Raw genomic sequence first — 14,188 nt, 5'->3', positions numbered from 1 at the left:
ATAATTATTACTTCGAAGTAAAAAGAGGGAGCGAAAGCTCCCTCTTTTGTTGCACCTAAAGCGGAAACTTCTTACTATTCGATAATATTATATATAGCCATTTCATTCATATTGGCTACTTGGGTTTAGCCCAAAGTTTTACACCAATTAAAAGGGACACAATGTGAAAAAGCTTCTTAGCTTCGTATTATTGGCATGTTTTTTTGCCCCAATGACCTACGCGAGTGAATTCTACATTTCAGATAAACTTTTTACTTATGTACACTCTGGCCCTAGCAATGATTACCGAATTATTGGCAGCGTCAACGCAGGAGAGAAAATTAAACTTCTTTCTAATAATAAAGCCACTGGGTTTAGTCAAATCATCGACGCCAATGGTCGTAAAGGCTGGGTAGAAAGTAAATACGTTACTCAAGAAGTCAGTATGTCGATTCGCTTACCACAGCTTGAAAAAGAGCTCACTACGGTGAAAGAGCAATTGAGTCATGCTCGAGAAACATCGGATACTGAAAAAGCAGGCTTAGTCAGTTCTCTGGAATTGAGTAAAAAACAAATTACTGACTTAGAAACCAACTATCGTAATATCAATCAACAACTCATCGATTCACAAGAAGAAGTTCGTGCCCTGCGTGCGAAAATTGATACTCAAAAAGAAGACTTGTTGCTACGTTACTTTATGTACGGCGGTGGTGTGGCTGGCTTAGGTTTACTCTTTGGTCTGATCCTGCCTCATATTATTCCACGTCGTAAGAGAAACCCTGGCGGCTGGGCTTAATACTTAAGCATCCCTAAATACCATAACGGCTTCCCATCAAAGGAAGCCGTTTTTCTATCTCATTCATACTCAAGATAATTTGATGCAGTTATACCAAGCAGAATATATCACCACGATATCTGCTGTTAGTGCATTGGCGATAAAGCAATACCTTCAAACACCACACCATCCCAACCATGAATAATAAAATTTCGGATATTTTGGTGATCGGTGTTTTCTGGGTGGGCTAATACATCTTGTCGATAATAATGACCAAAACACGCTAAAGTCTGCGCTTGAGTTAAATCATGCTGGCGAGCAAAAGCTAAAATTTTACATGAGCCATTATTTTGACCCGCCTCATTATCTAACTCACCATTTTTAAAGGCCGTCGGGGTAAATGTGTAATTAGCATCAATAACCGCTATGGTTTGTTCAAATTCTACCGATAACGGCTCTGTTCTTATTTGGTGTAAAAATTCATTTAATTCCATCATTCTCTCCTCTTATCCAAAGTTGAGGTTAATTTAACCATTCATCTTGTCTACAAATTCGACATTTTATTATGAATCTTTAAATAAAAAACCGCTGCAACAAACAGCGGTTTTATATTGTCATGAGTTAAGTGTATCGCTTATGCAGGCTCTTGGAAGATCACTGTATCCGCTTTCTTGGTATAGTGCTCCATACGATGGAAGTTAAGATAGCGATAGGTATCCGCCGCCGTCGCATTGATTTGCTCAGCATACTCTAGGTATTCCTCTTTGGTTGGAATACGGCCTAAAATAGCGCCAACCGCTGACAACTCAGCCGAAGCCAAGAAAACATTCGCCCCATTACCTAAACGGTTCGGGAAGTTACGAGTTGACGTCGACATGACCGTTGATTTCTCAGCAACACGCGCTTGGTTACCCATACACAATGAACATCCCGGAGTTTCAATACGCACCCCAGCGCGACCAAAGATGCCGTAGTAACCTTCTTCCGTCAGTTGGTCTTTATCCATCTTGGTTGGCGGCGCAACCCATAAACGGGTTTCGAGCTCACCTTTATGTTTTTCCAAAAGTTTACCCGCTGCGCGGAAGTGGCCAATGTTAGTCATACAAGACCCAATAAACACTTCATCAATCTGTGTACCTTGAACCTCTGACAGCAAACGAGCATCGTCAGGATCATTCGGCGCACATAGAATTGGCTCATCGATTTCGGCTAAGTCAATTTCAACCACATGAGCGTATTCAGCGTCTTCATCAGCGCTCATTAGCTCAGGGTTCGCTAACCACTCTTCCATCGCTTTAATGCGACGCTCAATGGTACGACGATCGCCATAACCTTCAGAGATCATCCACTTCAACATCACGATGTTAGAGTTTAAGTATTCGGCAATGGATTCTTCAGAAAGCTTCACCGTACAGCCCGCAGCAGAACGTTCCGCTGAAGCATCGGAAAGCTCAAACGCTTGCTCAACCGTTAGGTGTTCAAGGCCTTCAATTTCCAGTACACGACCAGAGAATTCATTGATCTTACCGGCTTTTTCAACCGTTAAGAGACCTTGTTTGATGCCGTAGTAAGGAATCGCATGCACCAAATCACGCAGTGTAATACCGGGCTTCATTTCACCTTTAAAGCGAACTAAAACAGACTCAGGCATATCAAGTGGCATAACCCCCGTTGCTGCCGCAAAAGCGACCAAACCAGAGCCAGCAGGGAAGGAAATCCCTAATGGGAAGCGAGTATGTGAGTCGCCACCAGTTCCTACTGTATCAGGCAGTAACATGCGGTTTAACCATGAGTGGATAATACCGTCACCAGGGCGAAGCGACACCCCACCACGATTCATAATGAAATCAGGTAGCGTATGGTGCGTATTCACGTCAACGGGTTTTGGATAAGCCGAGGTATGACAAAAAGACTGCATTACAAGATCAGCCGAGAAACCTAGGCAGGCAAGGTCTTTAAGCTCATCACGAGTCATTGGCCCAGTGGTATCTTGCGAGCCCACCGTCGTCATTTTAGGTTCGCAATAAGTGCCAGGGCGAACGCCTTCAACACCGCAGGCTTTACCCACCATTTTTTGTCCTAAAGTAAAGCCTTTATTGGACTCAGCCACAGGGACAGGACGGCGGAAAACTTCAGAGGGTTCCAAACCTAATGCGGTACGAGCTCGGTCGGTTAAACCACGACCAATGATCAATGGAATACGACCACCAGCACGAACTTCATCGTACAACACATCGGTTTTCAGTTTGAAAGTCGCAATCACATCATCAGTGCCGTGTTTGCAAACTTTGCCGTCGTGAGGATAAATATCAATCACGTCACCCATGTGCATTTTGGAGACGTCGAGTTCAATCGGGAGCGCACCAGCATCTTCCATAGTATTGAAGAAGATCGGGGCAATTTTACCACCTAAACAGAAACCACCAGCACGTTTGTTTGGCACGAATGGAATGTCATCACCCATAAACCACAATACTGAGTTAGTAGCAGATTTACGAGATGACCCGGTCCCCACCACATCACCCACATAAACCAGTGGATGGCCTTTTTCTTCTAAAGCTTGAATTTGCTTGATAGGGCCGACATTGCCCGGATCATCAGGATTGATGCCTTCACGCTCATTTTTGAGCATCGCTAATGCATGCAGAGGAATATCTGGACGTGACCATGCATCCGGAGCCGGAGACAAGTCATCGGTGTTGGTTTCGCCGGTTACTTTAAAGACCGTTAACGTCACTTTATCATCAAGTTTTGGCTTTTTCAGGAACCATTCCGCATCGGCCCAAGATTGAAGAACCGCTTGAGCAAAGGTATTGCCCGCTTTGGCTTTCTCTTCAACATCATGGAATGCATCAAACATTAATAATGTGTGTTTTAAGGCTTCAGTAGCAATAGGAGCCAGTAACTCATCGTCTAAGAAGCTCACTAATGGCTCAATGTTATAACCACCTTGCATAGTGCCAAGCAACTCAGCGGCTTTTTCACGAGAAATCAGTGGTGATTGGGCTTCATCTTTCGCTACCGCCGTCAGAAAACCGGCTTTAACGTAAGCGGCTTCATCAACACCGGGTGGTATACGGTTAACAAATAGATCAAGAATGAATTCTTCTTCACCTTGAGGTGGGGTTTTTAGTAATTCTACCAAAGCAGCAACCTGCTCTGCGTCTAAAGGTTTTGGGACAATTCCTTCAGCGGCACGCTCTTCGACGTGTTTACGGTAGGCTTCAAGCACGACTCATTCCTCTCATTGCGGTTTACTTTTACTATGATAATCAAAGTAAACATCCATGGAAATTTGGCTTCCTGCCCATTTTTTATTATGAATTGGTATTAATAATCGAATATGGTCGGAGCCAAAGTGTTAGTGTCAGGATAACAAATTTAACCAAAAATTAAAATCTGCCGAGTTTGACCAAGCTAGCAAAGTGACATTAAAGTTGCTGAAAAACTTGGCCAAACACGTCATTTATATCTATGGTCGGCGGAAAGTGCCATCAAAACATTGACCCTATCATCAGATAGGCCGAACGGTAACCTTCCTCCGTTTGACCATACGCCAAAATAATCGGGCCGATTGGCGAATCTACCCCAGTAAATACGGTTCCTGCCGCATACATGGAGTCGCTATCCCACTTTTTATTGGTATCATTCCAAACCCCACCATATTCCAGCGAGCCACCAATATAGACCGGAGATTTGAATAGCCCAAAGTCATTATCGAACCATTTATAACGGTACACTAAACTGGTGTAAGCTTTATTTCGCCCAAGTAAGCTGTCTCTTGGTATGCCAGATAAATTCAGAAAACCACCTAGTTCTTTCGGATCTATCGGTAAATCAGAACTATCGCTGTCAACCACACCATAATCAAAACGACCGACCAAGGTGTGCTTTTGATAACTTTTCGCTAACATAAACATGGTGCTGACTTCCGCCACTTTCTCATCTGACTCATCATCATAATCATCAAATGAATATAAATATTCGACATCAGCATAATAACCTGTGGTTGGGAAGTTAAAGTCATCTAAGGTATCAAGGCGATATCGAACATAGGCGGCTTGTCTGGTGTAATCTTCATCTCCAAAAGCAGGAAGCCCAGCTAAACTGGTATTTCCTTCGGTATAACGTAGACCTAACCTGAGCTCTTGCCATAAGGTGGGTTGATAACCAATGGCGAAATCCCCCACCCACTTAACATAATCGACCGGCAATGAATTTTCTGTATCCGATAATTCAGTTTGCCCCGTATAGCTGCTAGAAAAATCATAGGATTCAGGAATGAAAAAATTCGATTTTTCATCGCTATAAGAACCTTCGAGCGATAGAAAGTATTGCTGATCATAAGTCAGAGGGTAATACAGCTCTAAACCAAAAAATTTATCGGTACCGATTTCAACATTCGCGCGTAACTCAGCACCACTATCGTCTAAATCGGTAAAATTACTGGTCATGCCTATCGAATATTTACTGGAGTTCTGAAAGTTATCTTCCATGAAAAAGCGAAAATCTAAATAATTCGGCCCCCACTCTTTTTCATTCACTTTCAAGTTTAAATCGGTGGTCCCATCTCCATTATCTTGATAATCATAGGACACTCGTTCAAATCGATCTAAGGCATACAAATCTCGCACTTTTTGTTCAATTTGTTCTGAGGTGTATTCCTGACCAGCCTTAATATCCAAACGCGCTAACAGTAATTTTTCATTGTAATGACTGTTGTTATCGATATTGACTTGTTTTATTTCAAGATCCGCACCGCTTTTGAAGGCTTTACGTTTTTCTGTTTTCGTCATTTGATAGGCTCGATAAGCCTGCGCATCAATCGAATATTGGGCTAAAACTTGCTTATGTGCTAACGCAGCTTGATAACCTAACCCATACGCTTCCGGCATTTGTGAAAAATCGGTAGTGCTCATTTGCCCGACCGCCGGTTTAATCAAGACGTCTTGCGAACTCAGTAAGTCCGTTTGCTCTTGTGTGCTGCGACGAACTAAATAATTAGATAATTGATTACCGACACTCAAGAAGGTGTTTAGTTGTTCTCCCGTTTTGTAATCGGTACTGATGTCGACAGCAATAATAACATCTGCTCCCATCGCACGCGCTAACCCTACCGGCATATTGTCAGTCACACCGCCATCCACCAACAACATGCCTTTATAAGGGTAAGGTGGCAAAGCGCCGGGAACCGACATACTTGCCATCATAGCGTCAACAATTTCGCCCTCTTGAATAATCACCGGCTTTAAATTAACGATATCAGTGGCAACAGCCCGGTAGTGCACAGGAAGTTGATCGAAAGAATCAAAGGCTGGCAAATTGCCCGTACTTTGACGCAAAATTTGCAACATGTTTTGACCTTGTACCACCCCTTTAGGCACCTTCACTTCTAACCAGCGTAAGCCCAAATCCGTGTGTAATTGATAGCGGTCATCGTACTCTTTATCTCTGACTCTTCGCTCGCTACGACCAACACGATCGTTATAGCCGCTATTCCAATCAATGCCTTGTACGGTTTTTTGAATATCCTCTGCCGTCATTCCTAAAGCATACAGTCCACCGACATAAGAGCCCATACTGGTGCCAGTGACGATATCCACCGGAATATGAAGCTCTTCTAAAACCTGTAAGACCCCGATATGAGCGGCCCCTTTAGCCCCGCCTCCAGCCAATACCACCGCAATGGTAGGACGAGTCGAGCCATCTGGCATTACTTGTTGAGCACTGGCAGACAGACTCAATAACGCCAGAGAAAAAGCACCTATTACAATACGAAAGCGTTTCAAGCAAATATCCTTTTTTATCGCTCGCGATAAGTTAAATGAAAGTGGTAGCTAAACATCAATGTTAACCAGTTTGATATAAAACATATTTATGTAAAACATGTCTATGTAAAACGCATCTCTAGGTAAAACACAGCTCTAGGTAAAACTAAAGCTTAGTCATGCTTAGCCACCTTAACTTAGCAACGTAAATTAACGTTATTTATTGGTGTTAGTGTCACCATCTTCCATTTGGGCATTATCAACGATGTGATTTTCACCAATATCTTGAGGTAGCACTAAGTTTAAGATGATCGCCACAATACCGCAGAGACTCACACCTTGTAAGCTAAACTCACCAATACCAAATGCCATACCACCGATCCCAAAAACCAGTGTCACAGCGACAATAACCAGATTGCGAGACTTGTGTAAATCGACCTGATTTTTGATCAAAGTATTCAAACCCACGACGGCAATCGATCCAAATAATAAGATCATAATACCGCCCATCACCGGTACGGGAATAGTTTGTAAAATTGCCCCTAACTTACCAACAAAAGCCAAAACCAATGCGGTAATAGCGGTCCAAGTCATGATCACCGGGTTAAAGGCTTTGGTTAACATCACCGCGCCAGTCACTTCTGAATAGGTCGTATTCGGTGGTGCGCCAAAAAATGCCGCCGCCATAGTGGCTACCCCATCACCAGCCATCGTGCGGTGTAACCCCGGTTTTTTCAGATAATTTTTACCCGTTACATTAGAGATGGCTAAAATATCCCCTACATGCTCCACCGCAGGTGCGATCGCCACCGGAATCATAAAAAGAACCGCGTTAATATTAAATTCAGGGAAGGTAAAATTAGGAAGAGATAACCAAGAAGCTTGTTGAACCGGAGTAAAGTCAACCACACCAAAGACAACACTGGCACAGTAACCACTTAAAATCCCACCAAAGATAGGGATCAATTTAAACCATCCTTTGCCGAAAATACTCAAGCCGATGGTCACTAATAAGGAAATAGAAGAGATCCACAGTGCGGTGTCATGCATCACTAATTGGGTACCACCGTCGCCGCTTTTCCCCAGAGCCATATTGACGGCTGCGGGTGCTAAACCTAACCCGATCACCATGATCACCGGGCCAACGACCACTGGCGGTAATAAGCGATGAATAAAACCCACACCTCGAATGCGAATGATGGTTGCTAAAATAACATACACAACCCCTGCTGCCATTAAACCACCTAAGGTGCTCGGAATCCCCCAAGTTTGAACTCCGTACATAATTGGGGCAATAAAAGCAAAAGAGGAAGCTAGGAAAATAGGGACTTGCCGCTTCGTCACGAATTGAAATAATAATGTACCAATACCCGCACCAAATAATGCCACACTCGGATCTAACCCGGTTAGCAATGGAACGAGAACTAATGCGCCAAATGCTACGAATAACATTTGTGCTCCCTGCAATACTTTTAACATAACGCCCTACATCCTTTAAAAAAAACAAACTTACGGATTCTATCACTAAAGTGAAATTTAAACAGAAAAGACTCAGATTGTTTTTCAATCTCTCATTGCTACTTTTAAAACCACGGCTGCATTAGATAATGTGAAATAAAGCCCCAATACAAAAATAACGGCCAATGGGGCCGCTATTTTCTTCAATTTTCGCTTTTCGTTATTCCTTGCCAAACATTAGCCCGCCCACTCATATAAAGCAGGGATCTGAATAATGTGATTATCAAACTGAATCAATAAGCTTCCTGGCAATATTTGCTGCAACTTCACCACAGGATCAATGATCCATTCGCCTTCGTGGACGTTTTTCCCATTCACTTTGATCCAACGACTGTCGGCTCTCGATGAGTACATGTGGGTTTCAAAGTTCATTGCTGGTAATCGACCACGAAACCTAGTCTCATTTCCCACTAAATTAATAGCATCGCTCAGTTGTTGAGAGGAGGGTTTCCTCTTAGCTGACGCTCCCACTGAATCAGGGTGTGCTTGTAACGCAGATTGAAACTTTTCCGCTAACTCAGGAGATAACCCAGAAAGATCCAAGTGATCCACATTCCAGTCTTCTCGGCCATCGTTCACGTTCACTTGATCGGTTTGGATGATTTTACCGGTTGACGACTGATTAGAATTATCCGCGTTTGTCGTTACTGGTGTTGGAACACTCGTATTATGTGAGACCGACTGTTTAGCGACCAACGGTTTAACGATAGGCTTGGCCGCTGCGCTCGCTCTCGAATCAACAATAAAGCTTCCTGGTAAAGGGCGAAGCGTTTTAAGCTCAGGGTAAGACAGCCGCTGAGCAACTGGATCCTCCCTCTTTATACCCTGTAATGAACCCAAGTCAGCCGCCATACTTGATTGGCTTATTGCCTCTAACTGAGGGCGCTCTTTCGTCTTTATAAGCATTGGATAAACCATGGCGGCCACCACCAACAAAGGCAACACAAATAAAGTAGCTTTTATGTAGTGGCTGCGTTTTTCTGCCCTCATTGACGCTGGCTGACGAAGTGGCCCATTCGAAGCTGGCATTTGCGCTTGGTAGGCTTGTTCCGATTGTTTTAACGCTTGCATCACTTGTGACATCATTTTTCCCCAATGAACGATGAAACGCCAACATCAACCACTCGAGGCGCTTGAGAATTCACATAGCTATCAAGCAACATGCGTGTTTTTTTACCAGCAATGCCATCAACATGAATGCCTTGCCACAATTGAAAAGCCTCTACTTTTTGTTTCACACTATGATCAAACTCGCTGGTATTGTGTATTGGTTCACCTAAAACCTGCGACAATAAACGGTTTAGTTTCACGACCTCTTCCCCTTTGGAATACAGTTTCAAGGTGCGATCTGCAAGGTCGCTATGCCAAAGCAATTGATACTCACCCGACCAATGCTGCTTGAGCCAGTTAAGTGGTACTTCAATCCGTTCATCGTCCATTAACAGCTGAGCTTGGTCATCCGTCAGTTTGTATAAAATGGCAAAATAAGAACGATAATTATCTTGCATCGTCAACATAGCAGGGCGATTGATCACCGCAAGATCATTTAACGAGCCCGAGGCTTGGTAGCAATACAATTGTGCCCTGATTGCTTGCTGGCAATTGGCTTCCGTGCTGGTAACCTCATAACCCCATAATGAAAATAACGTGCGCATCGAAGCCAGAGGATTATGACTGGCTTGTATCAAAGGGGTCACTAACTCATCCACCTTATGTAAGGAAGAAGACTCTGTATTCAAAGCTTCTGGGTTTGAGTGGTTAGCCGTCAATGACTCGGCCTTTGTTGACTCCGTCTCAAGATGGATATTTGAAGTAGAATCTTGCTTTAATTGGTTGGCTTGTACAGAGTGCCCATTGACATACCAAGTGCTAGCCAACATCCAAAGCAGCCCCGCCACTACGCTCCCAACCAGCAAACTGCCCGCATACCCAACCCAGTTAACATGAGTACGGTGTGAGGCTACAGATTGAGCATAAGGAGATCGCGAGCTGGCAGGATCCATATTTACCGGACACTGAAATGACATCACATCTTGGCATGCCTTTTGTGCCACCGACAGAGACACTTGCGCCTCCCCGCTGTAATAGGCATACAGTAAACATTTATCACACACCAGATTGATCAAACGCGGGACACCCTGGGTCTGCTTAGCAATCCACTTCGTCGCCTTAGCGGTAAAAATATCTTGCTGACAGCCCGCTACGTGCAAACGAAATTGAATATATTGTGACACTTCATCAGCCGTGAGCGGTAACAAATGGTAGCGCCCAGTAATCCGCTGAGCCAATTGCCGCAATTGCTCGGTTTGTAATTTATATTGCAGTTCTGGTTGGCCGATCAACAACACGCGTAATAACTTTTGGCTTTCAGTTTCTAAATTGGTTAATAAACGCAATTGCTCTAACACATCAGCAGATAAATGCTGAGCTTCATCAATCAATAATAAGGTTTTTATCCCTTTACCATGGTTATCCAACAAGTATTGATAAATCGCCTGGGTTAATTGTTTTAGGCTGGCTTCAGGTTGATAGGCAATGGAAAACTCATCGCATATCGCCTCCAGTAAATCTGAACTGGTGTAAGTTGGATTGAGCAATAATCCGGTTTTCACTTGATCGTCTAAGACACTCAATAACGCTTTGGATACGGTGGTTTTTCCCGTCCCCACTTCACCAGTTAATAGCGCAAAACCGCCGCCGCCACCTAAGCCAACCTGCAAATGATTCATGGCTTCTCGGTGTCGCGCACTTAAAAAAATATAACGAGAGCTTGGAACTATGGTGAACGGTAAATCGGTGAGACCAAAAAAGTCTTTATACATGCACAATACTCAAAATTAACACTAACGATGAAGTAACCTATAAGCTACACCAATCCCCTAGCGATTTATAGCAAGAAGCCAGCGCAATGTAGCGCAAATTCCATTTATTGCTAGAATATCGACTCATTACATTGATTTGCATTAGTTGAAAAAGGACACATTGTGGAAATATATCTTGTTGGCGGTGCGGTACGAGATCATTTACTTGGCATCCCCAATTACGATAAAGATTGGGTGGTCGTCGGCAGTAGTCCACAAGAGATGCTCGCACAAGGTTTCCGTGCGGTGGGACAAGACTTTCCGGTTTTTTTACATCCACAAACGCAAGAGGAATACGCCCTTGCCAGAACAGAACGGAAATCGGGACAAGGTTATACTGGTTTTGAGTGCCATTACGCGCCAGATGTCAGTTTAGAAGAGGATCTTGCGCGACGGGATTTAACCATCAATGCCATCGCCCAAAGCGCCGATGGCAAGCTTTACGATCCTTATCATGGGCAAGCGGATCTAGAGCAACTCTTGTTACGCCATGTGTCTCCCGCTTTTAGCGAAGATCCATTACGAGTCTTACGGGTAGCACGATTTGCCGCCAAGCTCAGTCCTCTGGGGTTTTCAATTGCCCCAGAAACTATGCAATTAATGAAACACATCGTCCAATCCGGTGAGTTGCAATACCTCACCGCTGAACGCGTATGGCAAGAGTGGCAAAAATCGCTATCCACTCAAGCGCCACAAGTTTTTCTTGAAGTCTTAAAAGAATGCGGCGCGTTAGCTGATATTCTACCTGAAGTCGATGCCTTATTTGGGGTACCTCAACCGCCACAATGGCATCCAGAAATTGATACCGGTATTCACACCTTGATGGTCGCCCAACAAGCAGCCCAATTAAGTGAGCAACTCTGCGTTCGCTTTGCCGCGCAAGTGCATGATCTTGGCAAAGGCGTAACACCAAAGCACGAATGGCCGAGCCATAAAATGCATTGTCATAGCGGCATTTCATTAATCAAAACACTGTGTCAAAGACTCACCGTACCGAATGAGTGCCGAGATTTAGCCTTATTGGTGTGCCAACATCATTCCAATATTCATCGCACTTTTGAACTTAAAGCCTCGACCGTACTCAAATTGTTCAATCAAATCGATGTCTGGCGAAAACCCGAACGTTTTCAACAAGTATTGCAATGCTGCCAAGCAGATCATCAAGGTCGCTTAGGTATGCAAGCTGCTCCTTATCCACAAAAACATAGAATGCAGCACTATTACCAAGCCGCAATTGCAATCGATGTTCAATCAATTATTCAACAAGGCTTTCAAGGTAAAGCCATTCGTGAAGAATTAGATAAACAACGGATACAGGCCATTCAACAAGCCAAAGAGTCATACTAACACTATGAAAAGTTTGAAAAGCTTGTAAGAAACATCGACAATGATGAAAAATTGAAACCCTCTTAACAATAATTTATTAATAATAGCTTAAGTTTGAATGAGTTATCTCACCTCAAACGACACATAGGAACCTCCTGTCTCATGACCATTTTTGACTCTATTGTGCTTGGCATAATCGAAGGTATTACGGAATTTTTACCCATTTCATCCACCGGACACATGATTGTTGTCGGTGATTGGTTAGGCATTGCCAACACAGATACCAACCAAGCTTTTGAAGTGATCATTCAAGTAGCGGCCATTTTAGCGGTGATTGCCAATTATAAAGAAAAGTTTCATCCTCGCTTTTTTGAACTGTGGGTGAAAGTCGCTGTCGCCTTCTTACCCATTGGGATCATTGGCTTCTTATTAAGCGATGTGGTCAAAGCCTTGTTCAGCGTCACAATTGTCGGCGTGATGTTTATTATCGGCGGGATCATCTTTATTGCCGTGGAACGCTATTACCAAGAAGAAGCGTGCCCGACGGTTGATGTCAACGACGTCTCCATGAAACAGGCCATGTGGATTGGCTTTGCGCAAATCTTTGCACTCGTCCCCGGAACCAGCCGTGCTGGCGCAACGATTATTGGCGCAATGTTAGTTGGTTTAAACCGTAAAACTTGTGCGGAATTTTCATTCTTATTGGGCTTACCGGTTCTTGCCGCCGCTTCAGGTTATGATTTATTAAAACACTACCAAGATTTTACCAGTGCTGACTTTACTAACTTAGCAGTCGGCTTTGTCACCGCCTTTATTGTCGCGTATTTCGTTATTAAGTTATTCATCAACTTCTTAGCAAAATTCACCTTTGTTGGCTTTGGTGTTTACCGCATCCTCTTTGGGTTATTACTCTTAGCGATGGCTTAATCAAGCATTGAGCGACTGTGATGCCTTATACCAATCTACTAGGTAACCAAAAGGCACGGCGGCAGCAACTAACCTCCCCCTTAATAAAAAACGAGCTCTGATGGCTCGTTTTTTTAATGACGAATTGGTTAGTTAATTTTAACGGTTAAAAAGCAAAGTCTGCCAAGGTTAAGCTGTTTTTAGGGCCTTGAAACTGCTGCCAAATTTGCTCAATAGTTCGTCCATCTGAAGCAATGAGGAGTTGCGGAGAGAGCTCCCACAAAGGGCGTAACACAAATTCAAATTTAAAAATATCGCTTCTAGGCAAGGTTGGATTGTCAGTCGACACTTGCTCCCCAAACAATAATAAATCCAAATCTAAAGTTCGGTCTTGTAGTTTTTGAGCATTAGGTTGACGTCCCCACTTTAACTCAATATTTCTTAGCTGATGGTGCAATTGAGTCAGTGAGAGCTCAGTATCTAATTCCATCACGCAATTATAAAAAGCATGGCTATCAAACCCGACTGGCTGGCATTCATACACATTAGACGCGCGAACCAAGCCTAATAAAGACAACTCTTGATAGGCTGCCCTAATATGAGTTTGTCTTTCAAGATTAGAACCTACTCCAATATAGGCTAAGGTCACAGTTGACCTCGTTCAATAATGACACCAACCCCTTTAGCTTGAGGAACTGCGCCAGGTTTAATCAAATGAATCTTGACCCAAGGAACTGAAAATTGCTCCATGATTAACTCCGCAACTTCTTCCGCCACACGTTCTACCAATTGAAAATGCCCAGATTCTATATGTTGTAATACCGCTTGGCTGACTTTGGCATAATCAAGCGCATCATTAACATCATCACTTTTCCCTGCGGGACGATTGTCATGTGCCATTTCAAGATTAAGAATGAGCTTTTGTTTAATCTCTTGTTCCCAGTCATAAGCACCGATGGTGGTGATCACCTCTAATTGTTCAATAAATACTTTATCCAAAGCTACCCCACTCCCTTTTCTAAGTTAATGACAAGATTAATATTGATGAATGTGTA

The 14,188-nt window shown here is 43.5% G+C and carries 11 protein-coding genes; 3 read left to right on the top strand and 8 right to left on the bottom strand.

Annotation, left to right across the window (positions count from 1 at the left end; genetic code table 11):
• Positions 1 to 163 precede the first annotated feature (163 nt).
• Positions 164 to 775 carry a TIGR04211 family SH3 domain-containing protein gene (locus tag VCA1004_RS02020; RefSeq protein ID WP_086982184.1) on the top strand — a complete coding sequence of 204 codons (612 nt, stop codon included), beginning with the start codon at positions 164 to 166 and terminating at the stop codon, positions 773 to 775.
• Positions 776 to 900: 125 nt separating this feature from the next.
• Here the strand turns inward: VCA1004_RS02020 and VCA1004_RS02015 are convergent, their stop codons facing one another.
• From VCA1004_RS02015 to VCA1004_RS01990, 6 genes are all read right to left on the bottom strand, one after another.
• On the bottom strand, positions 901 to 1,248 hold the full coding sequence (locus tag VCA1004_RS02015; protein ID WP_086982183.1) for a HopJ type III effector protein: 348 nt from the start codon (positions 1,246 to 1,248) through the stop codon (positions 901 to 903).
• A 140-nt stretch (positions 1,249 to 1,388) separates the two neighbouring features.
• Complete coding sequence (gene acnB / locus VCA1004_RS02010) at positions 1,389 to 3,986, bottom strand: bifunctional aconitate hydratase 2/2-methylisocitrate dehydratase (RefSeq protein WP_086982182.1); 2,598 nt, start codon at positions 3,984 to 3,986, stop codon at positions 1,389 to 1,391.
• 262 nt (positions 3,987 to 4,248) lie between these two features.
• Positions 4,249 to 6,543, bottom strand: coding sequence for a patatin-like phospholipase family protein (locus VCA1004_RS02005; RefSeq protein ID WP_232012607.1), 2,295 nt, complete (start codon positions 6,541 to 6,543; stop codon positions 4,249 to 4,251).
• A 195-nt stretch (positions 6,544 to 6,738) separates the two neighbouring features.
• Positions 6,739 to 8,001, bottom strand: coding sequence for a uracil-xanthine permease family protein (locus VCA1004_RS02000; RefSeq protein WP_086982181.1), 1,263 nt, complete (start codon positions 7,999 to 8,001; stop codon positions 6,739 to 6,741).
• 216 nt (positions 8,002 to 8,217) lie between these two features.
• Complete coding sequence (locus tag VCA1004_RS01995; protein ID WP_086982180.1) at positions 8,218 to 9,126, bottom strand: general secretion pathway protein GspB; 909 nt, start codon at positions 9,124 to 9,126, stop codon at positions 8,218 to 8,220.
• On the bottom strand, positions 9,123 to 10,862 hold the full coding sequence (locus VCA1004_RS01990) for an AAA family ATPase (protein WP_086982179.1): 1,740 nt from the start codon (positions 10,860 to 10,862) through the stop codon (positions 9,123 to 9,125). Before VCA1004_RS01990 ends, VCA1004_RS01995 begins: the two co-directional genes overlap by 4 nt.
• A gap of 162 nt (positions 10,863 to 11,024) precedes the next feature.
• Between VCA1004_RS01990 and VCA1004_RS01985 the strand changes: the two genes are divergently transcribed.
• Entirely contained in the window at positions 11,025 to 12,248 is a 1,224-nt protein-coding gene (locus VCA1004_RS01985; RefSeq protein WP_086982178.1) for a multifunctional CCA addition/repair protein, read from the top strand.
• Positions 12,249 to 12,389: 141 nt separating this feature from the next.
• The gene (locus VCA1004_RS01980) at positions 12,390 to 13,154 is read left to right on the top strand and encodes an undecaprenyl-diphosphate phosphatase (RefSeq protein WP_086982177.1); all 765 of its coding nucleotides are present in this window, start codon (positions 12,390 to 12,392) and stop codon (positions 13,152 to 13,154) included.
• Between the two features lie 145 nt (positions 13,155 to 13,299).
• On the opposite strand, the gene folK is transcribed toward VCA1004_RS01980, so the two are convergent.
• Positions 13,300 to 13,782, bottom strand: a complete 483-nt coding sequence (gene folK, locus VCA1004_RS01975; RefSeq protein ID WP_086982176.1) for a 2-amino-4-hydroxy-6-hydroxymethyldihydropteridine diphosphokinase — start codon at positions 13,780 to 13,782, stop codon at positions 13,300 to 13,302.
• Positions 13,779 to 14,132 (bottom strand): dihydroneopterin aldolase, encoded by a 354-nt coding sequence (gene folB / locus VCA1004_RS01970; protein ID WP_086982175.1) that lies wholly within the window; start codon positions 14,130 to 14,132, stop codon positions 13,779 to 13,781. The genes folK and folB overlap by 4 nt, the downstream gene beginning before the upstream one ends.
• Between the last annotated feature and the right edge of the window lie 56 nt (positions 14,133 to 14,188).

Source organism: Vibrio aphrogenes (genome assembly GCF_002157735.2).
GTDB lineage: Bacteria > Pseudomonadota > Gammaproteobacteria > Enterobacterales > Vibrionaceae > Vibrio > Vibrio aphrogenes.
This window is presented reverse-complemented; position numbering and strand designations above follow the sequence as displayed.

Bases quoted from the DNA above. Each gene is read 5' to 3' on its own strand.
- VCA1004_RS01995 (WP_086982180.1), bottom strand. From the start codon at position 9,126: ATGATGTCACAAGTGATGCAAGCGTTAAAACAATCGGAACAAGCCTAC.
- VCA1004_RS02015 (WP_086982183.1), bottom strand. From the start codon at position 1,248: ATGGAATTAAATGAATTTTTACACCAAATAAGAACAGAGCCGTTATCG.
- VCA1004_RS02000 (WP_086982181.1), bottom strand. From the start codon at position 8,001: ATGTTAAAAGTATTGCAGGGAGCACAAATGTTATTCGTAGCATTTGGC.
- VCA1004_RS01980 (WP_086982177.1), top strand. From the start codon at position 12,390: ATGACCATTTTTGACTCTATTGTGCTTGGCATAATCGAAGGTATTACG.
- VCA1004_RS01990 (WP_086982179.1), bottom strand. From the start codon at position 10,862: ATGTATAAAGACTTTTTTGGTCTCACCGATTTACCGTTCACCATAGTT.